The organism is Curtobacterium sp. MCLR17_032, from assembly GCF_003234795.2.
GTDB lineage: Bacteria > Actinomycetota > Actinomycetes > Actinomycetales > Microbacteriaceae > Curtobacterium.
Map to the genome: position 1 here is coordinate 2,046,810 of NZ_CP126268.1, position 24,333 is coordinate 2,071,142.

At 71.0% G+C, this 24,333-nt stretch carries 22 protein-coding genes; 4 read left to right on the forward strand and 18 right to left on the reverse strand.

The window, feature by feature from the left end:
* Window positions 1-151: 151 nt before the first annotated feature.
* Window positions 152-1,534, reverse strand: coding sequence for a replication-associated recombination protein A (locus DEI97_RS09680; RefSeq protein ID WP_441005166.1), 1,383 nt, complete (start codon window positions 1,532-1,534; stop codon window positions 152-154).
* A gap of 117 nt (window positions 1,535-1,651) precedes the next feature.
* Between DEI97_RS09680 and DEI97_RS09685 the strand changes: the two genes are divergently transcribed.
* Together DEI97_RS09685 and DEI97_RS09690 are read left to right on the forward strand one after the other, a co-directional pair.
* Window positions 1,652-2,455, forward strand: coding sequence for a peptidylprolyl isomerase (locus DEI97_RS09685; protein ID WP_111073590.1), 804 nt, complete (start codon window positions 1,652-1,654; stop codon window positions 2,453-2,455).
* 113 nt (window positions 2,456-2,568) lie between these two features.
* Window positions 2,569-3,801 carry a DUF349 domain-containing protein gene (locus tag DEI97_RS09690; protein WP_111073591.1) on the forward strand — a complete coding sequence of 411 codons (1,233 nt, stop codon included), beginning with the start codon at window positions 2,569-2,571 and terminating at the stop codon, window positions 3,799-3,801.
* Between the two features lie 81 nt (window positions 3,802-3,882).
* On the opposite strand, the gene DEI97_RS09695 is transcribed toward DEI97_RS09690, so the two are convergent.
* The 5 genes from DEI97_RS09695 to DEI97_RS09715 all read right to left on the reverse strand — a co-directional run bounded on the left by DEI97_RS09695 (window position 3,883) and on the right by DEI97_RS09715 (window position 7,243).
* Window positions 3,883-4,845, reverse strand: coding sequence for a bifunctional riboflavin kinase/FAD synthetase (locus tag DEI97_RS09695; protein WP_111073716.1), 963 nt, complete (start codon window positions 4,843-4,845; stop codon window positions 3,883-3,885).
* A 17-nt stretch (window positions 4,846-4,862) separates the two neighbouring features.
* Entirely contained in the window at window positions 4,863-5,327 is a 465-nt protein-coding gene (locus tag DEI97_RS09700) for a hypothetical protein (RefSeq protein ID WP_111073592.1), read from the reverse strand.
* Window positions 5,328-5,454: 127 nt separating this feature from the next.
* On the reverse strand, window positions 5,455-5,820 hold the full coding sequence (locus tag DEI97_RS09705; protein ID WP_111073593.1) for a hypothetical protein: 366 nt from the start codon (window positions 5,818-5,820) through the stop codon (window positions 5,455-5,457).
* Window positions 5,817-6,758: a tRNA pseudouridine(55) synthase TruB gene (gene truB / locus DEI97_RS09710; RefSeq protein ID WP_111073594.1), complete on the reverse strand. Its 942-nt coding sequence runs from the start codon at window positions 6,756-6,758 to the stop codon at window positions 5,817-5,819. Before truB ends, DEI97_RS09705 begins: the two co-directional genes overlap by 4 nt.
* A 38-nt stretch (window positions 6,759-6,796) precedes the next feature.
* Window positions 6,797-7,243, reverse strand: coding sequence for a hypothetical protein (locus tag DEI97_RS09715; protein WP_146248049.1), 447 nt, complete (start codon window positions 7,241-7,243; stop codon window positions 6,797-6,799).
* Between the two features lie 53 nt (window positions 7,244-7,296).
* On the opposite strand from DEI97_RS09715, the gene DEI97_RS09720 reads away from it, so the two are divergent.
* Window positions 7,297-8,196 (forward strand): iron-sulfur binding domain-containing protein, encoded by a 900-nt coding sequence (locus DEI97_RS09720; RefSeq protein WP_284158265.1) that lies wholly within the window; start codon window positions 7,297-7,299, stop codon window positions 8,194-8,196.
* 125 nt (window positions 8,197-8,321) lie between these two features.
* Here DEI97_RS09720 and rbfA read toward each other — a convergent pair whose 3' ends face one another.
* The 12 genes from rbfA to DEI97_RS09780 form a co-directional block, all read right to left on the reverse strand.
* Complete coding sequence (rbfA, locus tag DEI97_RS09725; protein WP_111073596.1) at window positions 8,322-8,804, reverse strand: 30S ribosome-binding factor RbfA; 483 nt, start codon at window positions 8,802-8,804, stop codon at window positions 8,322-8,324.
* Between the two features lie 77 nt (window positions 8,805-8,881).
* Window positions 8,882-11,749 (reverse strand): translation initiation factor IF-2, encoded by a 2,868-nt coding sequence (infB, locus tag DEI97_RS09730; RefSeq protein WP_111073597.1) that lies wholly within the window; start codon window positions 11,747-11,749, stop codon window positions 8,882-8,884.
* Between the two features lie 74 nt (window positions 11,750-11,823).
* Entirely contained in the window at window positions 11,824-12,204 is a 381-nt protein-coding gene (locus DEI97_RS09735; RefSeq protein ID WP_308202954.1) for a YlxR family protein, read from the reverse strand.
* A gap of 33 nt (window positions 12,205-12,237) precedes the next feature.
* Complete coding sequence (gene nusA, locus DEI97_RS09740; RefSeq protein ID WP_111073599.1) at window positions 12,238-13,233, reverse strand: transcription termination factor NusA; 996 nt, start codon at window positions 13,231-13,233, stop codon at window positions 12,238-12,240.
* A 145-nt stretch (window positions 13,234-13,378) separates the two neighbouring features.
* On the reverse strand, window positions 13,379-15,130 hold the full coding sequence (locus tag DEI97_RS09745; RefSeq protein WP_111073600.1) for a proline--tRNA ligase: 1,752 nt from the start codon (window positions 15,128-15,130) through the stop codon (window positions 13,379-13,381).
* Window positions 15,131-15,287: 157 nt separating this feature from the next.
* The gene (gene ispG, locus DEI97_RS09750; protein WP_111073601.1) at window positions 15,288-16,418 is read right to left on the reverse strand and encodes a flavodoxin-dependent (E)-4-hydroxy-3-methylbut-2-enyl-diphosphate synthase; all 1,131 of its coding nucleotides are present in this window, start codon (window positions 16,416-16,418) and stop codon (window positions 15,288-15,290) included.
* A 113-nt stretch (window positions 16,419-16,531) separates the two neighbouring features.
* Window positions 16,532-17,143, reverse strand: coding sequence for a cysteine hydrolase family protein (locus DEI97_RS09755; protein WP_258376621.1), 612 nt, complete (start codon window positions 17,141-17,143; stop codon window positions 16,532-16,534).
* Window positions 17,140-18,720 carry a purine-cytosine permease family protein gene (locus DEI97_RS09760; protein ID WP_111073602.1) on the reverse strand — a complete coding sequence of 527 codons (1,581 nt, stop codon included), beginning with the start codon at window positions 18,718-18,720 and terminating at the stop codon, window positions 17,140-17,142. Before DEI97_RS09760 ends, DEI97_RS09755 begins: the two co-directional genes overlap by 4 nt.
* Before the next feature lie 79 nt (window positions 18,721-18,799).
* Complete coding sequence (locus DEI97_RS09765) at window positions 18,800-20,128, reverse strand: M50 family metallopeptidase (protein WP_181439124.1); 1,329 nt, start codon at window positions 20,126-20,128, stop codon at window positions 18,800-18,802.
* A gap of 130 nt (window positions 20,129-20,258) precedes the next feature.
* Window positions 20,259-21,359: a 1-deoxy-D-xylulose-5-phosphate reductoisomerase gene (gene dxr, locus DEI97_RS09770; RefSeq protein ID WP_111073604.1), complete on the reverse strand. Its 1,101-nt coding sequence runs from the start codon at window positions 21,357-21,359 to the stop codon at window positions 20,259-20,261.
* Between the two features lie 100 nt (window positions 21,360-21,459).
* The gene (locus tag DEI97_RS09775) at window positions 21,460-22,428 is read right to left on the reverse strand and encodes an FKBP-type peptidyl-prolyl cis-trans isomerase (RefSeq protein ID WP_181439125.1); all 969 of its coding nucleotides are present in this window, start codon (window positions 22,426-22,428) and stop codon (window positions 21,460-21,462) included.
* 5 nt (window positions 22,429-22,433) lie between these two features.
* Window positions 22,434-22,931, reverse strand: coding sequence for an OsmC family protein (locus DEI97_RS09780; protein ID WP_111073606.1), 498 nt, complete (start codon window positions 22,929-22,931; stop codon window positions 22,434-22,436).
* 51 nt (window positions 22,932-22,982) lie between these two features.
* On the opposite strand from DEI97_RS09780, the gene DEI97_RS09785 reads away from it, so the two are divergent.
* A complete protein-coding gene (locus DEI97_RS09785; protein WP_111073607.1) occupies window positions 22,983-23,969 on the forward strand; it encodes an asparaginase in 987 nt (328 codons plus the stop codon).
* Window positions 23,970-24,333: the final 364 nt, after the last annotated feature.

Sequence of the window (24,333 nt, forward strand, 5' to 3'; positions counted from 1 at the left end):
TCTGCCCCCGTGCCGGTCAGGTCCGTTCAGGACGTGACTGACACTGTGTCCTCGACGCAGCCGCACGCGAGGACCAGGACGTAGGCCCGTCAACGATAGCAGCATCCGGTCCCGCCGTGGGGACCAGACCGACCGCGCGTCGCGTGCCCGGTCAGTCGCCGCGGATGATCCCGCGCAGTCGGTCGAGCCGCGGCCCGATCTCGCGCTCGAACCCGTTGGCGGTCGGCGTGTAGTACTCGGTGCCGTCCAGGGCGTCGGGCAGGTACTGCTGGGACGCGACCCCGTGCTCGGCGTCGTGCGAGTAGATGTACCCCTTGCCGTGCCCGAGCCGTTTCGCCCCGGCGTAGTGCGCGTCCCGGAGGTGGTTCGGCACGACGCCCATCCGCCCGGCCTTGACGTCGGCCACGGCCTGGTTCACGCCGTTGTACGCCGCGTTCGACTTCGGCGCGGTCGCCAGGTAGACCACGGCCTCGGCGAGCGGGATCCGACCCTCGGGCATGCCGATGAGCTGGACGGCCTGCGCGGCGGCGACGGCGATCGGCAGCGCCTGCGGGTCCGCCATGCCGATGTCCTCGGACGCCGAGATGATGATCCGCCGGGCGATGAACCTCGGGTCCTCGCCGGCCTCGATCATCCGCGCCAGGTAGTGCAGTGCGGCGTCGACGTCGCTCCCCCGGACCGACTTGATGAACGCGCTGATGACGTCGTAGTGCTCGTCGCCCTGCCGGTCGTAGCGGAGCAGCGCCCGGTCCACCGCGGCGGCGACGGTGTCGGCGTCGACGACCGGGACCGTACCGGACTCGCGCTCGTCGTCGTCCTGCGCCGCCACGGCGGACGCGGCCGCGGCCTCCAGCGCCGTCAACGCACGTCGGGCGTCCCCGGACGCCAGGCGGATGATCGCGGCCCGTGCTTCGTCGCCGAGCACGACCGACCCCCGGAGGCCCCGGGCGTCCTCGACCGCGCGGTCGACGAGCATGCCGAGGTCGGCGTCCGTCAGGGGCTTGAGCGTGAGCAGCAGGGAGCGCGAGAGCAACGGCGAGATGACCGAGAAGGACGGGTTCTCGGTGGTCGCCGCGATGAGGATCACCCAGCCGTTCTCGACCCCGGGCAACAGGGCGTCCTGCTGCGCCTTGCTGAAGCGGTGGATCTCGTCGAGGAACAGGACCGTCGTCGCGCCGTAGAGGTCCCGGTGTGTCAGGGCCTTCTCCATGACCTCGCGCACGTCCTTGACGCCGGCGGTGACCGCGGACAGCTCGACGAACTCACGGCCGGACTGCCGGGCGATCGCCTGCGCCAGGGTGGTCTTGCCGGTGCCGGGCGGCCCCCAGAGGATCACCGAGACGCCGCCGGGGCTCTCGCGCGAACCGGTCGCCAGCTGGACCAGCGGCGATCCCCGGCCGAGCAGGTGCTGCTGACCGGCGACCTCTTCGAGGCTGGTGGGACGCATCCGCACGGCGAGGGGCACGGACCCCTGCGACAGGCCGGTGCGGCCGCCCGTCGTGGGCGCGTTCATCCCCGACCGGTCAGTTGCCATGCCTCGATCGTACGGGCCGACACCGACTTCTCCGGCGTCCGGGCCGGCACCGCCGGGCCCGCGACGGGTGAACCGGTACGCTCGTCGGACACCGCGACGAGAGGTCAGAAGAGCACCGTGGCACCGAAGAACCAGAGCCGTGAAGCCCGCGAGCGACTCCGTCTCTACCAGGCCAGGCAGGGCCTCCACGAGCGTCAGCGTCGACGTCGGGTCCGGGACAACGTCATCGGTGCCGGGGCGCTGGTGCTCGTCGCCGCACTCGCCACCGGCTCGCAGCTGGTGCACGCCTCGACGCAGGGTGCCGACAGTGCGTCGGCCAGCGCGACCTCGACCGCCGCCCCCACACCGTCGGCCAGCGCGACCGCCGGCAACACCGGGGACGTGCCGAGCAAGGGCATCGCGAAGGGCGCGACCTGGACCGGCACACTGACGTTGAACAAGGACATCCGGCTGGGCATCGAGCTCGACGGCGCGAAGGCCCCGCAGGCCACCAGCGTCGAGGTCGACCTGATCCGCAAGCAGTTCTACGAGGGCACGAAGTGCCACCGCCTGGCCGACAGCACCGGCTTCCACTTCCTGCAGTGCGGCTCGGCGAACGGCGACGGCACGGGTGACGCCGGCTTCCAGTACGGCCCGCTCGAGAACGTGCCGAGCGACGGCACCTACGCGAAGGGCACGATCGCCATCGCCCGCGGCGCGACCCCGTCGTCACAGACGACGCAGTTCTTCATCGTCACCGACGACACCACGCTCGACCCGTCCACCGGCGGCTACACCGTCGTCGGCAAGGTGACCAGCGGGCTGTCGCAACTGGTGTCGAAGGTGACGTCGAAGGGCATCGCCGACGCCGGCTCCGACGGCTCCGGCGAGCCGAAGGTGGCCACCGAGATCACCGGCGCGACCATCGCGCAGCAGAAGTAGTCCACAGCGAAAACGCACACGCCCGTCGCACGGCGCGGCGGTGCAATAGGCTGACGACCTGACCGTGCCGACGGTGACGTCGGTGATGCACGACCACGATCGAGGCGAGACCTGTGGCATCTGACGAAGCAACGACCTGGGGCCGGGTAGACGAGAACGGGACGGTCTACGTCCGGTACGAGGACTCGGAGCGGGTCGTGGGCGAGTACCCCGACGCCTCCGCCGAAGAGGCGCTGGCCTACTTCGCCCGCAAGTACGCCGACCTCGAAGGCCAGGTGAAGATCGCGGAGCAGCGCGTCAAGGGCGGCGCGTCCGCGAACGACGTCGCCCGGACCGTCGAGCACCTGCGCAGCCTGGTCGCCGAAGCCCGTGTCGTCGGCGACGTCAAGTCGCTCGAGGACCGCATCGGCGCCCTCACCGACCAGGTGGGCTCGCTCACGAAGGAGCAGGCCGCGCAGGCGCAGGCTGCCCTGACCGAGGCGCTCGCCTACCGCACCGCCCTGGTGGAAGAGGCCGAGGCACTCGCCGCGGTCGACCCCGCCCGCGCGCAGTGGAAGCAGGTGACCGCGCAGCTCGACGACGTGTTCGCCCGCTGGCAGCAGCACCAGCACGACGGCCCGCGCATCCCGAAGAACGACGCGAACGACCTCTGGAAGCGGTTCCGCACCGCCCGCTCGACGGTCGACCAGCACCGCCGCGCGTTCTACTCCGAGCTCGACTCGCAGCACCGTGACGCCCGTGCCCGCAAGCAGGAACTCGTGCAGCAGGCCGAGGCGCTCGCTCCCCGCGGGTCCGACGCCATCCCGGCCTACCGAGAGCTGCTGGACGACTGGAAGAACGCCGGTCGGGCAGGCAAGCGCCACGACGACGCGCTCTGGGCACGCTTCAAGGCCGCCGGTGACGTCCTCTTCGAGCAGCGCCACGCCGAGAACACGGCCGAGAACGAGGAGTACTCGGGCAACCTCGAGGCGAAGCTCGCGCTGCTGACCGAGGCCGAGCCGATCCTGCAGATCCAGGACCGGGTCGCCGCGCGCAAGGCCCTCACCGACGTCCAGCGCCGCTGGGACGAGATCGGCCGGGTCCCCCGCGCCGACGTCCGTCGCGTCGAGGACCGCATCCGTGCCGTCGAGGACCACGTGCGCAGCCTCGAGGACACCCACTGGAAGCAGTCCGACCCGGAGCGCAAGGCCCGTCAGACGGGTCTGGCCAGCCAGCTCGAGGACGCGATCGCCAAGCTGCAGTCCGAGCTCGCCGACGCGCAGGCGACCGGTGACGCCCGCAAGATCAAGGACGCGCAGGAAGCGCTCGACGCCCGCAAGATCTGGCTCGACGCCCTCGGCGGCTGATCCAGGGCACCACACACGAACGCCCCGCGACCGATCAGGTCGCGGGGCGTTCGTGCGTGTGTGCGTTCCGGTCGCCGGACGTCAGGTCGTGACGGGCATGCCGAGGAGCAGTCGGATGTCCAGGTCGTCCTGCCGCATCTGCGCCGCGAGTTCGTCCATCCCGCCGAAGGCCACCATGCCCCGGACGTAGGCCACGAACAGCACCGAGATCGTCTCGTCGTACAGGTCGATGTCGACGTCGAGCAGGTGCGCCTCGATCTGCTTCGCGGGGACGCCCTCGAAGGTCGGGTTGTTGCCGACCGAGACCGCGGCCGGGTAGGTCACGCCGTCGTGCAGCACCCGGGCCGCGTAGACGCCGTCGGCCGGTACGAAGCCCTCGCACGCCGGCGCGAGGTTCGCCGTCGGGTACCCCATCGCCCGGCCGCGCTGGTTGCCGTGCACCACGACGCTCCGCACGGCGTGCTCACGGCCCAGCAGACGAGCGGCTTCGGCCACCCGTCCGACGGACAGGAGCTCTCGGATCCACGTGGAGGACACGCGTCGCTCCCCCGCGGGTCGGACGTCGTCGACCAGTTCCACGTCGTCGATGAGCTCGACCTGGAAACCGTGCCGTTCCCCGAGCTGCCGGAGCAGGGTGACGTCACCGGAACCGCGGGCCCCGAACCGGAAGTCGCTGCCGACGAAGACGAGCTCGGCGTGCAGGGCGTCGACGAGGATCTCGGACACGAACGACTCGGCCGGCTTCGCCTGCAGCGCGGAGTCGAACCGGAGCAGCAGGGTGGTGTCCACACCGACCGCGTCGAGGAGCTCCCGGCGCTGTGCCGTGCTCGTCAGCGCCGGCGGCACGCGTCCGGGGTCGATGACGTTCAGCGGGTGCTGGTCGAACGTGACGACCGTCGAGACGAGCCCCCGCGCCCGTGCGGCGTCCTCGAGGTGGGCGATGACGGCGCGGTGCCCGACGTGGACACCGTCGAACTTGCCGATCGTGACCGCGCTCGGCCCGAAGTCGTCGGGGACGTCGGCGACGTCGTCGTAGAAGTGCATGTGCGAGCCCTCCGTCGTCACGCTGCCGGGGCTCCGGACGCTGCGGTGCGGTGGTGCTTGCGGAGCCACCACAGTCCGGCGATCGGGAGCACGAGCGGGGCGAAGGCGTAGCCCAGGCCGTAGTAGGACCAGATGGTGTCGTCGGGGAACAGCTGCCGGTCGATCAGCGAGAGCGTCCCGATCACGAGCACGCCCGTCATCTCGAAGACGATCGTCACGCAGGCGACCCGGTACCAGAACCGACCGGGAGCGATGAGGGCGACCATGGCGACGATGTACACGACGGCGGCGATCGCGCTCAGGGTGTACGCGAACGGTGCGAACGAGAACTTCTCGGCGATCTGGACGATGCTGCGCCCCGTGGCGGCCAGGGCGAGGATGCCGTAGACCGCGATCAGGACCCGTCCGACACCGCTGGCCAGGGACGACGTCCGACGACTCCGAGCCGGCCGGTCGGTACCTGCGGAGGACTTGATCACCATTGCACCGATCCTACCGATCGTCGCAGGGTCCCGGGCACGGGGCGCGGGCGGCGGACGACCGCGCCGGACGCCCGCAGCGGACGTGCCAGGGCCGCGACTGGACCGGGACCGGGACCGGACGGGACCGTCAGTTGAGCGCGAACCAGATCTGGTACATCCGGTAGACCATGACCGCGGCGGCGAACGCCCCGGCACCGAGCACGACCGTGCTCCAGCGTGTGCGGTCGACCAGTGCCCAGATGATGGTCGCCGGCGGGACCAGCACCACCGACACCGCGTAGACCCAGAACTCGAGCACGTTGCCCTGCGGTGGGTTGCCGACCGCCGGGGCGACGAGCGAGACCACCAGTTGCGCCAGGAGCAGCAGCTCGACGAGCGCGAGCGCCCCGACGGTGTAGTCGTCGGGCTTCCGACCGATGAGGCCGAGGACGACGGCGGCCAGCCCGATCACGCAGGCGATGCCGAACTGGACCCACATGAACCACTCGATCACGGCGTCGCTCCTGTCGCGGTCGGGAAGTTCGTGATGACCCGGAGCTGTCCGCGGCGGACGGCGACCAGGCCGACGAGTCGGTCGGCGCCGGTGGCGATCGCAGCGACCGGGCCGTCGGTGTCGGGGTGGTCGGCGGTGATGCGTTTGCCGTCCCCGAGGTCCTTGGCCTGCGGTCCGTCGAGCTGCACGACCGGGAAGAGCCGACGTGCCACGTCGGTGGGACGCGCGAGCGCTGCCCGGACGTCGACGGCGTCGTCCTCGAGGTCGACGGCGTCCTCCACCGAGAACGGGCCGACGACGGTGCGTCGGAGTGCAGTGAGGTGGGCGCCGGTACCGAGGGCCGCGCCGACGTCGCGTGCCAGCGCCCGGACGTAGGTGCCGGACGAGCAGGAGACGACGACGTCGAGGTCGATCACGGGCACGTCGGCGCCGTGCACCGAGACGACCCGGTCGACGCGGCCCTGCACCTCGAACCGGTCGACGGTGATGCGACGGGCCTTGAGGGTGACCTCTTCACCCTTCCGGGCGAGGTCGTAGGCGCGACGGCCGTCGACCTTGATGGCACTGACCGTGGAGGGCACCTGGTCGATCGGACCGCGGAGCGTCGCGACGGCCGCCTCGATCGCCGCGTCGCTGACCGCGTCCGCCGGGGCTCCGAGCGCCGCGACGGGGTCACCGTCCGCGTCGTCCGAGTCTGTGCCGACACCGAGGCGGATGGTGGCCGTGTAGGTCTTGCCGAGGCCGACGAGGTGCGTCAGGAGCCGGGTCGAGGGGCCGACACCGAGGATGAGCAGGCCGGTCGCCATCGGGTCGAGCGTGCCGGCGTGGCCGATCTTCTTGAGGTCCAGACGGCGCCGGGCGATCGAGACCACGCGGTGGCTCGAGATGCCCTGCGGCTTGTCGACGAGGAGGATGCCGTCGGGCGGGGTCACGAGCACCGGACGAGACTAGCAGCGGGACGGACGTCGAGCGCCAGTCAGCAGGCGTCGTTCCACTCGCGCCGGGGGTGTTCCGGGTCGGTGACGTCGAGCACGGCGGACGCGGCGATCTTCACGTCGGCCCGTCGTCCGAGCCGGCCGGACTCCTGCTCCACCCACAGCGACCAGCGCCAGAGCGTGCGGGTGCTCGGGGCGAGGAGCCCCTGCCCGTGCACGACGAGTACGCCCTCGCCCGCGCCGGTGGTCCGGAACGGGGTCACCAGCTCGCTGCGCAGCGAGTCGACGTCCGCGGATGGTGCGGCCGCGGCCATCGCCTGGACCCCGTGCTGCTCGAACCCGGCGACGAGCGCCGCCGCGACGTGCTCGAGGTCGGTGCCGTCCTGGCCGTCGACGGCGACCACGGTGCGGTTCGTGCCGACCTGTGCCACCACCTCGCTCGCGATCGCGGCCATGGTGTCGATCTCCTGCGGTGCCCAGCGTGCCATGTCCACCACCGTAGGCTGTCGTGGTGAACGTGGGCAGAGCCTCCAGTCCGTCTGTGGACGACGCGACCATCCACAGGGCGGCGGCGATCTCGTCCCCCTTGCTGGCCTGGTACCGCCAGGAGGCCCGCGACCTGCCCTGGCGACGGCCCGGCTTCCCCGCCTGGGGCACGCTGGTCAGCGAGATCATGCTCCAGCAGACGCAGGTGGCGCGGGTCGTCCCCCGACTGGAGGCGTGGCTCACCCGGTGGCCGACGCCCGCGGACCTCGCGGCGTCACCCCCGGCGGACGCGGTGCGTGCCTGGGACCGGCTCGGCTACCCGAGACGCGCCCTGGCCCTGCACGCGGCCGCGACCGTCATCGCCGAACAGCACGACAACGTCGTGCCCCGGGACGTCGATGCGCTCCTGGCACTCCCCGGCATCGGCGACTACACGGCACGGGCCGTCGCGGTCTTCGCGTACGGCGACCGGCACCCCGTCGTCGACGTCAACGTCCGCCGGGTCCTGGCGCGGGCGGTGCTCGGGCAGGGCGAACCCGGGCCCGCGAAGCCGAAGCAGGACCTGCCGCTGATGGACGCGACGCTGCCGGACGACCGTGACGACGCTGCCGCCACCAACGCAGCCGTGATGGAGCTCGGCGCCCTGGTGTGCGTCGCCCGCTCCCCCGCCTGCGACGCCTGCCCGATCGCGGACCGCTGCGCCTGGCGTGCCGCGGGGTACCCGGAGCACGACGGCCCACGCGCACCGAAGCAGTCGCGGTTCGCCGGCAGTGACCGGCAGGTGCGCGGGATGATCATGGCGGAACTGCGGGCGAGCGACGTCCCCGTGACCCGGGACGAGATCACGATGGTGTGGCCGGACGCAGCGCAGCGGGACCGGGCACTCGCGTCGCTGCTGCGGGACGGGCTCGCCGAGGGGGACGACGTCGAGGGGTACCGGCTGCCGCGCGGCTGACCTGCGCGGCTGAGCCCGGCCGGGTGCCCCAGCCCGGGTGCCATCTCGCCCGCGCAGGTGCCGCCGCGGACGCGAGAGCGCCCGCCACCGGGTGGTGACGGGCGCTCTCGTGTGTCCGACGGGTGTCAGGCGCGGGAGGCGTCGGAGGACGACGCGGGGCCGTCCTCGTCTGCTTCCCCGTCCTCGTCGTCCTCGTCGTGCTTGTACGGGTCGGCGTCACCGGCGTAGGTGGCGCCGACCGCGACCTGCTTGACCTGCAGGTCGCGCATCTGGGCCTGCGCGAGCAGGTCCTCGAGGTGCGCCGACGTGTCCGGCAGGGCGTCGGCGATGAACTCGAGCGACGGGGTGAGCCGTGCCGTGATGTTCTTGCCGACCTCGGTGCGGAGCATGCCGGTCGCGGCCTTGAGCGCCGCCGCGGAGTCGGCGCGCTCCTCGTCCGAGCCGTACACGGTGTAGAAGATCGACGCGTGCTGCAGGTCCCCGGTCACCCGGACGTCGGTGATCGTCACGAAGCCGAGGCGCGGGTCGCGCAGGCCCTTGTCGAGCCGACGGGCGACGACTTCCTTGATGCGGTCGGCCATCTTGCGTGCGCGCTGCGGGTCAGCCATGGGTTCCTCCTTGCGGAACGGGGTGAGGCCCCGCCTCCTCCGGACGGAGGAGGCGGGGCCCAGGGTACTCAGTGCGATCAGTCGCGCGGCTTCTCGACGAGCTCGGTCGTCTCGATCTCGTCGCCGGGCTGGATGTCGTTGAACTTGCCGAGACCGATACCGGCCTCGTAGTCCGTGCGGACCTCGGTGACGTCGTCCTTGAAGCGACGGAGCGACTCGATCGCCAGCCCGTCGGAAACGACCACGCCGTCACGGATGACGCGCGCCTTGGCGTTGCGCGTGATCGTGCCGGACCGGACGATGACACCGGCGATGTTGCCGAACTTGGAGGAACGGAACACCTCGCGGATCTCCGCGACACCCGACTGGACCTCTTCGTACTCGGGCTTGAGCATGCCCTTGAGCGAGTTCTCGATGTCCTCGAGTGCGTTGTAGATGACCGAGTAGAAGCGGACGTCGATGCCTTCACGGGCAGCGCGCTCGCGGGCCTTGACGTCCGGACGGACGTTGAAGCCGACGACGATCGCGTTGTCGATCGTGGCGAGGTCGATGTCCGACTCCGTGATCGCACCCACACCGCGGTGCAGGATGCGCAGCTGGACGCTGTCGTCCACCTCGATGTCCAGGAGCGACTGCTCGAGTGCCTCGACGGCACCGGAGACGTCACCCTTGATGATGAGGTTGAGCGAGTCGACCTTGCCCTCTTCGAGCGCACGGGTGAAGTCCTCGAGCGAGATGCGCTTGCGGGCCTTGGCCAGCTGGGCATTGCGCTGTGCGGCTTCACGCTTCTCGGCGATCTGACGGGCGGTGCGGTCGTCCTCGGTGACGAGGAACGTGTCACCGGCGCGGGGCACCGACGACAGACCCTGCACCTGGACCGGACGGGCCGGCGTCGCGGCGTCGACCGCGGTGCCGTTCTCGTCCGCCATCGCACGGACACGGCCGTACGCCGTGCCGGCGACGATCGCGTCACCGACGTGCAGCGTGCCGGACTGGATGAGGACGGTGGCGACTGCACCACGGCCCTTGTCGAGCCGTGCTTCGATCGCGACGCCTCGGGCGTCCTTGTCGGGGTTCGCACGCAGGTCGAGACCGGCGTCCGCGGTCAGGATCACGGCGTCCAGGAGGTCCTGGATGCCGATGTTCTGACGAGCGGAGACGTCGACGAACATGACGTCGCCGCCGTACTCCTCGGCCACCAGGTTGTACTCGGTGAGCTGCTGACGGACCTTGGCCGGGTTCGCCCCGTCCTTGTCGATCTTGTTCACCGCGACCACGATCGGCACACCGGCCGACTGGGCGTGGTTCAGCGCCTCGATCGTCTGCGGCATGATGCCGTCGTCCGCCGCGACCACGAGGATCGCGATGTCCGTCACCTGGGCACCACGAGCACGCATGGCCGTGAAGGCCTCGTGACCCGGGGTGTCGATGAAGGTGATCGGGCGCTCGATGCCCTCGTGCTCGGTGACGATCTGGTACGCACCGATGTGCTGCGTGATGCCGCCGGCTTCGCCCTCGACGACCTTGGAGTTGCGGATCGCGTCGAGCAGTCGGGTCTTACCGTGGTCGACGTGACCCATGACGGTGACGACCGGCGGACGCTGCTGCAGGACGGAGTCGTCCTCGTCGGCGTACTCGGCGTCGATGTCGATGTCGAAGCCCTCGAGGAGCTCCTTGTCCTCGTCCTCGGGCGAGACGACCTGGATCTTGTAGCCCAGTTCCTCGCCGAGGACCTCGAAGGTCGCCTCGTCCAGGGACTCGGTCGCGGTCGCCATCTCACCGAGGTGGAACAGCACCGTCACCAGGTTGCCGGGGCTCGCGTCGATCTTGTCCGCGAAGTCCGAGATGCTCGCACCGCGACGGAGACGGATGACCGTGTTGCCGTCGCCACGAGGGACCTGCACACCGCCGAGCGACGGCGCCTGCCGCATCTCGTACTCGGCGCGCTTCGTCCGCTTCGACTTGCGGGCACGGCTCTTGCCGCCACCGCGACCGAACGCACCAGCGGTGCCACCACCGGGGCCACGGCCACGGCCGCCACCACCTGCGGGGCGCGGACCGGTGAACGCGGGACGGGCGAAGCCGCCACCTGCGCCGGCACCGGCACCACCGGGACGGTTGAAGCCGCCACCGGGGCCACCACGACCGCCACCACCCTGGCCCGGGCGCTGCCCGAAGCCGTTGGGGCGGTTGTTCTGACCGGGGCCACCGGGACGCGGAGCACCCGGGCGGGGCGCACCGGGACGCGGCGGCTGGGGACGCGGGATGCCGTTGCCGGCACCGGCGGCCGGGCGCTGGCCCATGCCCTGGTTGGAGGCGAACGGGTTGTTGCCCGGGCGCGGCGGACGTGCGCCCATGCCCTGGCTCGACGCGTACGGGTTGTTGCCGGGACGGGCACCGGGCTTCGGGCCACCGGGCTTCGGGGCCGAGCCGGAACCGGACGGCTTGCTGCCACCGGGCTTGACGGCGTCGCTCGGACCGGAGTCCGTCTGGTCGCCGTCGGGCTGCTGTGCAGCTGCCTGCTCAGCGGCCTTCTGCTCGGCCGCGGCCTTGCGGGCGGCCTCTGCCTCGGCCTGACGCTGCGCGACGGACTTCGGGGCGGCCGGGGTCGGGGCACCGTCGACGGCCGGAGCCGCTGCGGGTGCTTCCTCGACGACGGGCTCGGGCTCCGGAGCGGGACGCTTCGGGCCGGGCTTGGGGCCACCGGGCTTCGGGGCGCCGGAACGCGGGGCCGCAGGGGCCTTCGCGGCGGCGGGGGCTGCCGGGGCTGCGGACGCAGAGGCGCCCTCGGCCTGCAGTGCCGCACGGAGCTTCCGTGCGACGGGGGGTTCGATGCTCGAGCTCGGGCCCTTGACGAATTCGCCGAGTTCCTTGAGCTTCTCCATTGCGGTCTTGCTGTCGACGCCGAGCTCGCTTGCGATCTCGTGTACGCGTGGTTTCGCCACTGTTCTCCTTCACGGGTCCCACCCCGTCAAGGGGCAGGACTCAATGGTTGACGGGTCTCATTTCGAGCCGCTCATCAGTTGTCCATAAGCCGTTCAGCCTGTTCTGTCATGTCCTGGCGCTCGAGCGCTGTGCTGTTCGGGCCATCGGGCCCCAGCCCAGCGAGGTACTCGCGCACCGCGGACGTGTCGGGATCACGCTCCAGCCGGAGCGCACGGCGGAATGCCCTGCGCTTGACGGCCAGTTCGTACGCTTCGACGGTCGGTGTGAGCCATGCCCCCCGGCCCGGCATGACTGCCTTCGGATCCGCTACCACGGAGCCGTCACTGTGAGCGACGACACGGAGGAGGGAGGATCGGGTTGCGCGACGACGACTGCCGATGCACGTTCTGACGGCGTCCACTCTACTCCTTGACTCCGACGACCGCGATCCGGCACGCCCGAGGCCTGTCGCCACGAGCGAACCGGATCGCGTCGATGTGGGTGGTGCTCAGTCGTCGCCGTCGAGGATCGAGTCCGGCTGGATGTCGATCCGGGCGCCGGTCAGCTTCGCGGCGAGGCGGGCGTTCTGCCCTTCCTTGCCGATCGCGAGCGACAGCTGGTAGTCCGGCACGAGGGCGCGGACGGCCTTCGTCGAGGCGTCGAGCACGAACGCGCTCGTCACCTTGGCGGGCGACAGTGCGCTGGCGACGAACGTGGCGAGGTCGGAGGACCAGTCCACGATGTCGATCTTCTCGGCGCCGAGCTCGTTCGTCACCGAACGCACGCGGGCACCGAGCTCGCCGATGCACGCGCCCTTGGCGTTGACGCCGGGCTCGTTCGCCTTGACTGCCATCTTCGTGCGGTGCCCGGCTTCCCGCGCCAGCGAGGTGATCTCGACGACGCCGGAGGCGATCTCCGGGACCTCGAGGGCGAAGAGCTTCCGGACCAGGCCCGGGTGGGTCCGCGACACGGTGATCTGCGGGCCCTTGTGGCCGCGACCGACGCTCGTCACGTAGACGCGCAGACGGGTGCCGTGCGCGTAGGTCTCCCCCGGCACCTGCTCTTCCGGCGGCAGGATCGCCTCCACCGTGCCGAGGTCGACCATCACCATCTTCGGGTTCGGCCCCTGCTGCACGATGCCGGCGACGATGTCGCCTTCCTTGCCGCGGAACTCGCCGAGGATCTTGTCGTCGCCGATGTCACGGAGACGCTGGTTGATGACCTGCTTGGCGGCGAACGCCGCGATCCGGCCGAAGTCGCTCGGCTGGTCGACGGACTCGCCGATGACGTTGTCGTCCTCGTCGCGCTCGGGCACGAAGACCGACACTTCGCCGGACTTGCGGTCCAGCTCGACGCGGGCCTGAGCGTCGACGGGTTCGTCGTTCTCGGCGCGGTGCTTCTGGTAGGCGGTCAGGATGGCAGATTCGATGATCTGGACGAGCTCGTCGAACGGGATCTCCCGTTCACGCTCCATGAGTCGCAGGACTGCGAGGTCGATCTTCACCGAGGTGCCTCCGTATTCAGATGAGTCACTTCCGCGGATGGGACCGCGCGGAAGCCGTCGTCGATCGTACCGCAGGAATGACGGGAGGCCCGTGGCGGATCCGCCACGGGCCTCCCGTCGGACGTCGGTCGCCGACGCCAGCGCGTCAGATCGCGCGCACCGCCGAGAGCAGTTCCGCGACCGGGACGTCGGACCGCTCGCCGGTGGCCCGGTTCCACAGTTCGACGACACCGTCGGCGGCACCACGGCCGGCGACGACCACGATCGGCATGCCCAGCAGCTCGGCGTCACGGAGCTTGACTCCCGGCGACACCTTCGGCCGGTCGTCGTACACCACGTCGAAACTCTCGGACTCGAGCTGCGCGACGATCGACTCGGCCAGCTCGTACGCCGTGGTGTCCTTGCCGGTCGCGACCACGTGCACGTCGAACGGTGCGACGTGCTTGGGCCAGGCCAGACCCTTCTCGTCGTTGTGGGCCTCGGCCAGGATCGCCAGGATGCGGGTCACGCCGATGCCGTACGAGCCCATCGTGACGGTCGCGAGCTTGCCGTTCTCGTCCTGCACCTTGAGGCCCAGGGCCTCGGCGTACTTGCGGCCGAGCTGGAAGACGTGCCCGATCTCCATGCCGCGGGCGACCTCGAGCGGGCCGGAGCCGTCGGGTGCGGGGTCGCCGGCGCGGACGTCGGAGACCTCCACCACGCCGTCGGCCACGAAGTCCCGACCGGCGACGAGGCCGGCGACGTGGATGCCGCGCTCGTTCGCACCGGTGAGCCAGGCGGTGCCGTCGACCACGCGCGGGTCGACGACGTACCGGATGCCGGACGGGCTGTCGGCGCCGAGCACCTGCGGGCCGATGTAGCCCTTCACGAGGCCGCGGTGCTTCCGGAAGTCGTCGTCACCGGCGGCTTCGACCTCGGCCGGGGCGAAGGCCACCTCGGCGCGCTTGAGGTCGACGTCGCGGTCGCCGGGCAGCCCGACGACGACGAGTTCGCGCGTGCCGTCGAGGTGCGTGAGCGCGAGCACGACGTTCTTCAGGGTGTCGGCGGCGGTCCACGGCGTGCCGTCGCGCGGGGCGACCTGGTTCGCGTGGTCGACGAGCGTCTGGATCGTCGGGGTGTCCGCAGCCGGCAGCAGCACGGGGTCGGGTTGACCCGCGATCGGCAGGGCGTCGGGAACCGCGGTGACGTAGGCCTCGACGTTCGCCGCGTAGCCGCCGGCGCTCCGGACGTAGGTGTCCTCGCCGACGGCGATCGGGTGCAGGAACTCCTCGGACTTCGAGCCGCCCATCGCCCCGGCGTCGGCCTGGACGATCGCGTACTCCAGACCGAGACGGGCGAAGATGCGCTCGTAGGCGTCACGCATCGTCTGGTAGCTGCGGTCGAGGCCCTCGTCGGTGACGTCGAACGAGTAGGCGTCCTTCATCGTGAACTCGCGGCCACGCAGGAGCCCCGCGCGGGGCCGGGCTTCGTCGCGGTACTTGTCCTGGATCTGGAAGAGCGTGACGGGGAGGTCCTTGTACGACGAGTACAGGTCCTTCACGAGCAGGGCGAACAGTTCTTCGTGCGTGGGCGCGAGGAGGTAGTCGGCGTCCTTGCGGTCCTTGAGCCGGAAGATGCCGTCGCCGTACTCGGTCCAGCGGTTCGTGGCCTCGTACGGCTCGCGCGGGGCGAGCGCGGGCAGCAGGACCTCCTGCGCACCGGCCGCTTCCATCTCCTGGCGGATGATGCCCTCGATGCGCGACCGGACCCGGAGGCCGAGCGGCAGCCAGGCGAAGATGCCCGGGGCCTGGCGACGGATGTACCCGGCGCGGACGAGCAGCTTCGCGCTCGTGACCTCCGCGTCGGAGGGATCGTCGCGGAGCGTGCGGAGGAAGAGGTGAGAGAGCCGTGTGACCACGCCGTCAGCCTAGCGGCGCACGCTCGCGGCGCGACCCGCCTGTGGACGGCGCGGCCGTCCCTGCCGGCCTGTGCAGAACAGAACGGGAAGCCCGTGGCGGTGTCGCCACGGGCCTCCCGTCCGTCGTCGGGTCGCGCGCGACCGCGACCGTGTCCTGCTACGAGGTGACGACCAGCGGCTTGCCGGTGCCCGCCGCCGGGCCCATCTCGTCGGCGATGCGGTTGGCCTCGTCGATGAGCGTCTGGACGATCTCGGACTCGGGGACGGTCTTGACGACCTGCCCCTTCACGAAGATCTGGCCCTTGCCGTTGCCGGAGGCGACGCCGAGGTCGGCCTCACGCGCTTCGCCCGGACCGTTCACGACACAGCCCATCACGGCGACGCGGAGGGGCACGGTCATGCCCTCGAGACCCGAGGTGACGTCGTTGGCCAGCTGGTAGACGTCGACCTGCGCACGGCCGCAGCTCGGGCAGGAGACGATCTCGAGCTTGCGCTCGCGGAGGTTCAGCGACTGCAGGATCTGCAGGCCGACCTTGACCTCTTGCGCGGGCGGGGCGGACAGGGACACGCGGATGGTGTCGCCGATGCCCTCGCCGAGCAGGATGCCGAACGCCGTCGCGCTCTTGATGGTGCCCTGGAACTCCGGGCCGGCCTCGGTCACGCCGAGGTGCAGCGGCCAGTCGCCGCGCTCGGCGAGCTGACGGTAGGCCTTGACCATGATGACCGGGTCGTTGTGCTTGACCGAGATCTTGAAGTCGTGGAAGTCGTGCTCCTCGAACAGGGAGGCTTCCCACACGGCCGACTCGACGAGCGCCTCGGGCGTGGCCTTGCCGTACTTCTGCATCAGGCTCGGCTCGAGCGACCCGGCGTTCACGCCGATGCGCAGGCTGACCCCGGCGTCCTTCGCCGCCTTGGCGATGGCACCGACCTGGTCGTCGAACTTCCGGATGTTGCCCGGGTTCACACGGACCGCGGCGCACCCGGCGTCGATGGCCTGGAAGACGTACTTCGGCTGGAAGTGGATGTCCGCGATCACGGGGATCTGGGACTTCTTCGCGATGATCGGCAGCGCGTCGGCGTCGTCCTGGCTCGGCACGGCGACACGGACGATGTCACAGCCGGAGGCGGTCAGTTCGGCGATCTGCTGCAGGGTCGCGTTGATGTTCGTGGTCGGCGTCGTGGTCATCGACTGCACGGACACGGGGGCGTCGCCACCGACCAGGACCTTGCCGACCCGGATCTGCCGGGACTTGCGACGAGGGGCCAGGGTTTCGGGGGCCTTCGGCATTCCGAGGTTCACTGCGGGCACGTCCCGAACTCTACGCGCTCGTCCGCGCAGCGCGGTCCGCGGGGACTCAGGCTCGGCCGGTGCCCAGGATCGCGGCGACGGTCAGACCCGTGTCAGAGCGTGTCGACGACCGTGATGAGCGGGGCGTACAGGCGCATCGCGTCGAGTGCCCGGGCGTGGTCGACGTCGCTCGCGCCGGCACACGCGTCGGCGACGACGGTGACCCGGACGCCGGTATCCGCGGCCGCCAGCGCGGTCGACAGGACGCAGCAGTCGGTCGAGACACCCGTCAGCACGAGGTGTGTGTCCGCTCCGGTGCCGGTCACGGCCTGGAGGCTCGTCCCCCACTTCCCGAAGGTCGGCTCGGTCACGACGGGGACGGCTCGCGCCGCCGGCAGGTCGCCGGCCGCGAGTGCGGCGAACGTCTCGGTGAGTGCGTACAGGTCGTCCTCGTCGGGGACGAGCGCGAACGGCCAGTCGCGGTAGTACGGCACCCACGCTCCGGTCGGCTGGGCGGGGGCGACGAACCGGGTGAGGACGGTGCGGCCACGGAACCGTGGCAGGAGCCGTTCGATCGCCGCCGAAGCTCCGGCGAACCGTGGCGCGGCCCAGGGGCTGTCGCCGGTGAACACCCGCTGCATGTCGATGACGACCAGCCAGGCACCCGCCGTGTCGACACCGTCGCCCGTACTGGCGTCGTCGACCGTGTCGACCGGCGCGGTCACGGGCGGAGCTCCGCGTCCGGCACCCGGGACACCGGTTCGGTGACCGGCAGTGCCTCCTGGCGACGGACCGCCCGACCGCCGAGCAGCAGCGTTCCGAGGAACCCGACGACCAGCGCCACCAGGACCCCGAGGTTCGCGTACGCCCACGGACCGGACACCCCGCCGAGACCGAACGGGCCGAGCAGGAACCCCTGCCAGTGCACGAGCTCGGCGCCGGGCGTGGAGTTCGTCACGAGCCCCCACCCGAGCACCGAACCGACGACGACGAGCGCGATCGCGGCCCACCGCACGCTGCCGTAGCGACCGCGCGGGCTGTCGAGCTCGTCCTCGGCGTAGGCACGACGGCGGAGCAGGACGTCGGCGACGAACACCCCGCACCACGCCGCGATCGGCACGCCCAGGGTGATGAGGAACGCCTGGAACGGTCCGATGAAGTCGGTCGCGAAGAACACCACGAACACGGCTCCGGCGACCATGAGCACCCCGTCGACCCCGGCCGCGACCGGTCGTGGGATCCGGACGCCGGCGCTGAGGAGCGCCAGGCCCGAGGAGTAGATGTCGAGGACGGCCCCACCGACGAGGCCCAGGATCGCGACGACCGCGAAGGGCACGAGGAACCAGGTCGGCATCACGGTCACCAGGGCACCGATCGGGTCGGCGGAGATCGCGCCGTGCAGCTCCTTCGACGACCCAGCCAGCATCACCCCGATGACCACCAGGACCGCGGGGGCCAGGGCCCCGCCGAACGTCGTCCACCCGACCACGCCGCCGGTCGACGACGAGCGGGGCAGGTAGCGCGAGTAGTCCGCCGCCGCGTTCACCCAGCCGAGACCGAAGCCCGTCATCACGAGCACCAGGGCACCGATCACGTTCTGCGCGCTGCCGGACGGCAGCGCGGCGAGCGTGCCGAAGTCGATCGAGGGGAACGCCAGCACCACGTAGACGACGGTCAGGACAGCCGTGACGACGGTGATCCAGGCCTGCATCCGCATGATCACGTCGAAGCCGGCGATGCCCGCGCCGACCACGAGTGCCGCGACGACCACCAGGGCGACGAGCTTCGTCAGCACGCCGTCGTCCCACCCGAGCGCCTGGAACACCGTCGAGGTCGCGAGCACGGCGAGGGCGGCCAGCGCGGTCTCCCACCCGACCGTGAGCACCCAGCTGAGGAACGACGGCAGCCGGTTGCCGTGCACCCCGAACGCCGCACGACTGAGGACCATCGTCGGAGCAGACCCCCGCTTGCCGGCGATCGCGACGATCCCGCACAGCAGGAACGAGAAGACGACGCCGACCACCGAGACAACCGTGGCCTGTGCCAGCGAGATCCCGAAGTCGAGGACGAACGAACCGTACGCCAGACCGAGCACCGAGATGTTCGCGGCGAACCACGGCCAGAACAGCCCGCGCGGTCGGCCCTTGCGTTCCGACTCGGCGATGACGTCGATGCCCTGTCGCTCGACGGCACGGGTCTGGCCTGCTCCGGTCTGGCCGATTCCGGTCTGGCCGATTCCGGTCTGGCCCGCTCCGGCCCGGTCGGCGACGGGCTTCTGCGGGGCCGTCGGGTCTGCGCTCATGGGGTGAGCGTAGTGCGCGAGGACGCCGGTGCGGGCTCCCTGCAGATCCGGTGTCTGCTCCCCGAAGAGCCCGTGCCTGCTACCCGAACAGGTTGACCGGCCGGACGATGTCCGCGTAGATGAGGAGCGCGCTCATGCCGGCGAGCAGCACGACGACGACCATCGTCAGCGGCATCGTCTTCGCCAGGTCGATCGGACCCGGGTCGGACTTGCCGAACAGGCGGAAGGTCCGGCGCTTCACGGCCTCCCACAGGGCGCCCGCGATGTGCCCGCCGTCGAGCGGCAGGAGCGGCACCATGTTGAGCACGAACAGACCGATGTTCAGCGACGCCAGCAGTCCGAGGATCGTGTACACCTTGTCCACCACGGGCACGCCGCTCATCGACGAGACGGTCCCGATCGCCCGGCCGACCCCGACGACCGACACCGGGCTGTCCTGCGAGCGGGCCTGCGAACCGAAGGCTGCGTTCCAGACCGCGACCAGGCGCTGCGGCAGGTCGATGATGAGGTGCGCCGACGCGCCGATCTGGGCGCCCGTCGCGGGCAGCACCGCCGCCGGGGACTGCCGGACCAGCGTCTGCCCGATGCTGACGCCGACCACACCCACCCGCTGGGTCTTCGTCGTGCCGTCGCTGTTCTTCGCGACCGTCCCGTCGGCCGTGTAGACGTCGCGGGTGGCCAGTGCCGGCGTGACGCGGAGGGTGCGCTCGGTGCCATCCCGCTCGACGACGACCGGGACGGCCTTGCCGGCGGACCGCTGGAACGTGTCCGAGACCTGCGTGATGGTCGGGTTCCGCACGCCACCGACGGACAGGACGACGTCGCCGGACCGGAGTCCGGCCTCCTTCGCGGGCGAGACGGCGTCACCGTCGGCGCACGTCGTCCGCGCACTGGTCGGCAGGACGCAGTCGACGCTCGAGGTGAAGGTCGTGGTCGGCGCCCCGAACCCGACGAGCAGGATCCCGAACAGGACGATGCCGATCACCAGGTTCATCGCCGGACCGGCGACCATCACGATGATCCGCTTCCACGGCGTCAACCGGTAGAACGCCCGCGAGTCGTCGCCACCGGACTCCGCGATCTGCTCCGCACTGGCCGCCCGGGCATCCTGCACGAAGGCCGAGTACATGCCGGTGTTCGTGATCTCACGGCCAGAGGCTCGGGGCTTCAGCATGCCCACCATCGAGATGTAGCCGCCGAGCAGGATCGGACGGATGCCGTACTCGGTCTCGCCACGTCGGAAGGACCAGACCGCCTTGCCGAAGCCGAGGGAGTACTGGGTCACCTTGACGTTGAACAGCTTCGCGAAGGCCAGGTGGCCGAGCTCGTGGAGGCCGATCGACACCAGCAGACCGATGATGAAGACGACGACGCCGAGGATGAAGAGCAGGACGGTTCCGACGGTCACCGGCAAAGAGTACGGGACGCTGGCCATGACGGAGCCGTACGCGGGCTGGGTGGTGATGTGAGCCTCCAGAGCGGTGTGGCCCTGGAGCGCGGTGCTGCCCGCGTGAGCGTTCCCACCCGGGAGGCGCGGATCACGCCGTGCGCGACAGGATGCGGTCCGCGGTCTGCCGCGCCCACCGCTCCGCGGCGAGGACACCGTCGAGCGACGGCTCCCCCGCGGTGTGCTCGTCGACCACCCGCGCGACCGTGTCCACGATGTCGAGGAAGCCGATCGCGCCCGCGTGGAACGCGGCGACGGCCTGCTCGTTCGCCGCGTTGAAGACCGCCGGGAACGTCCCGCCGAGGACACCGACACGCTTGGCGAGGTCCACGGCACCGAAGGCCTGCGTGTCCAGCGGCTCGAACGTCCAGGTGCTCGCCGTCGTCCAGTCGAGCGGGACGCCGACGTGCGGCACACGGTCCGGCCACGCCATCCCGAGCGCGATCGGCAGGCGCATGTCCGGCGGCGAGGCCTGCGCGATCGTGGAGCCGTCGACGAACTCGACCATCGAGTGCACGATCGACTGCGCGTGCACGGTGACGTCGATGCGGTCGTAGGGGACGCCGAACAGCAGGTGCGCCTCGATGACCTCGAGTCCCTTGTTGACGAGCGTGGCCGAGTTCGTCGTGACCACGAGGCCCATGTCCCACGTCGGGTGGGCCAGCGCCTGCGCCGGCGTGACGTCGGCCAACTCATCGCGGGAGCGGCCGCGGAACGGACCACCGCTGGCGGTCAGGACCAGGCGTCCGACCTCGGCGTCGCTGCCGGAGCGCAGCGCCTGCGCGATCGCGGAGTGTTCGCTGTCGACCGGGACGATCTGCCCGGGAGCGGCCGCCGCCTGGACGAGCGGACCGCCGACGATCAGGCTCTCCTTGTTCGCCAGCGCCAGGGTCGCGCCGGTCTCGAGGACCGCGAGGGTGGGGCCCAGGCCGACCGAGCCGGTGATGCCGTTCAGCACGACGTCCGCCTCGACGCTCCGCACCAACCGTTCGGCGTCGGCGGACCCGAGGGCGGTCTCGCGGACCCCGAACCGGGCGGCCTGCTCGGCGAGGGCGGTCGCGTTGCTGCCGGCCGTGAGACCGACGACCTCGAAGCGGTCGGGGTTCCGCTCGATGACGTCGAGGGCCTGCGTGCCGATCGACCCGGTGCTGCCGAGGAGGACGACACGGCGGCGGGTGGTGCTGGGGCTCATGGGGGAAACCTACCGGGAGCGCGTTGCTGCCGCCGCGCCCCGCACGACGAAGGGCGGGTGGTGCGTCGAGACGCACCACCCGCCCTTGCCGTCCGGCAGGTCAGCCCTTGGAGAGCAGATCGACCACGAACACCAGGGTCGCGTTGGCCGGGACGCCCGAGCCCTCTGGCGGAGTGGCACCGTAGCCGTCTTCCGGGGTGACGACGATCATGACCTGGGAGCCGACCTTCTGGCCGACCAGACCCTTCACGAAGCCGGGGATCAGACCGCTGTTCGAGATGGTGAAGGTCGTCGGGGAGCCCTTCGACCACGAGGAGTCGAACTCCTTGCCGCCCTTGTAGAGCACGCCCTTGTACTGGACGAGCGCGGTGTCGCCGTCCTTGATCGTGTCGCCGTCGCCCTGCTTGATGACCTCGGCCGTGGTCTTCGTCGGAGCGGCCGTGTCGGGGATCGTGATCGTCGGCTCGCCGTCAGCGGCGTCCTTGACGGTCGGCAGCTTCGGGTCCTGGTCCTTCGGCGTGCCGGTCGACTTGGTCGGCGTCTGCTCGACGACGTCCGCGACGACGACGATGGAGCCGGTCGTGTTGAAGCCGAGTGCCGCTGCCTGACCGACCACGGCCACCCGGTCGCCGACCTTTGCGCACGACAGGATGGCGCCGAAGCCGGTGCCACCGACCGAGAGGACCTGCGGGTTGCCCTGGTCGAAGCCGACCGTGACGAGGTTCTTGGCGTCCTTCGCGCTGTACGCCGTGTAGGCGACCTGCACGAAGTCACCCTTCGACAGGGACGCACCGGAGCCCTTCACGACGCGGGTGGCCTGCGGCGGGTCGGCCGTCAGGCCCTTGTCGAACGTGACCTTCGGCGCTGCCGAGCCGCCGACCGATCCGGTGGCCTTCACGGAGTCCGAGGCCGTGCCGGGCTTCGGGCACGAGGTGATCGGCGTCGGGGTCGAGCTCGGGGCGGAGGTGGCCGATGCCGAGGGGTCCGACGAGCCGGAACCGGAGCAGGCCGCGAGGCCGAGGATCACGGCGGGCACGAGGGCGAGGGGGAGCAGACGGAGACGCTTCACACGGGTCATCCTGCCGCACTCACTGATGCGTCGGCTCCGAGGACGGTGATCTCGGCCTCGTGGTGGACCGGGAACGCGACCGAGCGGGCGATGAAGCACAGCCGGTTCGCCTCGGCGTGTGCGGTGCGGGCGTCGTCGACACAGTCGGGCTCCGTGATGGTCACGACGGGCCGGAGGAGGACCCCGGTCAGTTCCCCCGAGCCGTCGCGGTGCACATCGAGACTCGCCGTCGCGCGGTCCTGGTAGTCGACCACCGTGATGCCGAGCGTCGACGCGACGTACAGGTAGCTCATCATGTGGCACTGGCTGAGGGCGGCCAGGATCATCTCCTCCGGGTTCCAGCGATCGCGGTCGCCGCGGAAGGTCGGGTCGGCGCTGCCGAGGACGTCGGGCTTGCCCGCCGCGCTGATGACGTGGTCGCGACCGTAGTCGCGGTACCCGCTCGTCCCGGTCCCCCGGTTGCCGGTCCACCGCACGGACACCTCGTAGGAGTGGTCGGTCATGGGCGGTCCCTTCGTCACGGTGAACGGTCCGGTGGTCGGTAGGCTCGCCGCATGAGCGTGGCTCCCAGCACCGACCGTCATCCTCTCACCGCCGACGGGTCCGTCGAGCTGGCGGTCCTCGACCGTTCCGGCTTCGACGAGAGCCGCCACATCGGCGCGGGGGTGGTCGTCACCGCAGACGGCACCGTCGTCGACGCGGTCGGGGACGTCACGGCGAGCATCTACCCCCGCTCGACCATGAAGCCCTTCCAGGCACTCGCGATCCGCCGTGAAGGGGCGCTCTTCGCTGGCGACGAACTCGTGATGACGACGGCGAGTCACGCGGGGACCCCGTCCCACCAGTCGCTGGCACTGCGGATGCTCGAACGCTTCGACCACGTCGAGGACGACCTGGGCTGCCCGCCGGACCTGCCCTTCGACCGCGAGACCGCGCGCGGTATGGACGGCCCACGGCGCCTGGCGATGAACTGCTCCGGCAAGCACGCCGGGATGCTCGCCGCCTGCCGCGTCCACGGCTGGGACGCGGCGACGTACCTGGAGATCGACCACCCGCTCCAGCGTGCGGTCCGCAGCACCGTCGAGGACTTCACCGGCGAGGTCGTCGACGTCGTCGGCACCGACGGGTGTGGCGCACCGGTGTTCCCGCTGACGCTCACCGGGCTGGCACGGGGCATCGCCGGTGTCGTCGCCCGGGCGGACGACGACACCGCTGCGCTGACCGACGCCGTCCTGGCGAACGCGTGGGCGATCGACGGCGTGGGCCGGGCGAACACCGTGACGATCGAACGGCTCGGCGTCCTGGCCAAGCTCGGGGCCGAGGGCGTGATGGTGATGGGAGTGCCGCAGGGGCCCGCCGTCGCCGTCAAGGTGCTGGACGGGTCGCTCCGTGCCGGCACCCTGGCAGCGCTGACGCTCCTGGTGCGCAACGGGCTGGTCGCTGCCGAGGCCGCGGACGAGGTCCTCGCAGCCACCGGGGAACGCGTGCTCGGCGGTGGCGTGCCCGTCGGTGCCGTCCGCGCCGGAGCTGGCCTGCGCTGAACCAGGACCGGCGCCCGACGCTGCCCGGGAACCGGCTCGGCACCGTCGGTGCGGCGCGGTCGGTCGGCCCGTCGCGGTCGGTCGGCCCGTCGCGGTCGGTCGGCCCGTCGCGGTCGGTCGGCTCGGCGATGATGCTCGTCCGTCGGGCCGTCCGGGTGGTGCTGGTCTGGTCGAGGAGCAGCACGGTCCGGCACGACGAGCAACGGCAACGTCGGTCGTACCGTGACCCCGGCGTCCATGGACCCGTCGGTCAGGCGTCGTCGGAGACGACACCCGTAGCGCGTCACGTCGACGACGGCGGTGCAGTAGCGGGGTGCGGTCGTCGTGCTCGGCACGAGCACCACCGAGGCGGCCCGGTGCCCCT

What these genes read in the sequence shown, in the direction of transcription:
- DEI97_RS09680 (WP_441005166.1), bottom strand. Translation starts at nt 1,534, where the DNA reads ATGGCAACTGACCGGTCGGGGATGAACGCGCCCACGACGGGCGGCCGC.
- DEI97_RS09695 (WP_111073716.1), bottom strand. Translation starts at nt 4,845, where the DNA reads ATGCACTTCTACGACGACGTCGCCGACGTCCCCGACGACTTCGGGCCG.
- DEI97_RS09700 (WP_111073592.1), bottom strand. Translation starts at nt 5,327, where the DNA reads ATGGTGATCAAGTCCTCCGCAGGTACCGACCGGCCGGCTCGGAGTCGT.
- DEI97_RS09715 (WP_146248049.1), bottom strand. Translation starts at nt 7,243, where the DNA reads ATGGCACGCTGGGCACCGCAGGAGATCGACACCATGGCCGCGATCGCG.
- rbfA (WP_111073596.1), bottom strand. Translation starts at nt 8,804, where the DNA reads ATGGCTGACCCGCAGCGCGCACGCAAGATGGCCGACCGCATCAAGGAA.
- ispG (WP_111073601.1), bottom strand. Translation starts at nt 16,418, where the DNA reads ATGCCGAAGGCCCCCGAAACCCTGGCCCCTCGTCGCAAGTCCCGGCAG.
- DEI97_RS09760 (WP_111073602.1), bottom strand. Translation starts at nt 18,720, where the DNA reads ATGAGCGCAGACCCGACGGCCCCGCAGAAGCCCGTCGCCGACCGGGCC.
- dxr (WP_111073604.1), bottom strand. Translation starts at nt 21,359, where the DNA reads ATGAGCCCCAGCACCACCCGCCGCCGTGTCGTCCTCCTCGGCAGCACC.
- DEI97_RS09780 (WP_111073606.1), bottom strand. Translation starts at nt 22,931, where the DNA reads ATGACCGACCACTCCTACGAGGTGTCCGTGCGGTGGACCGGCAACCGG.
- DEI97_RS09785 (WP_111073607.1), top strand. Translation starts at nt 22,983, where the DNA reads ATGAGCGTGGCTCCCAGCACCGACCGTCATCCTCTCACCGCCGACGGG.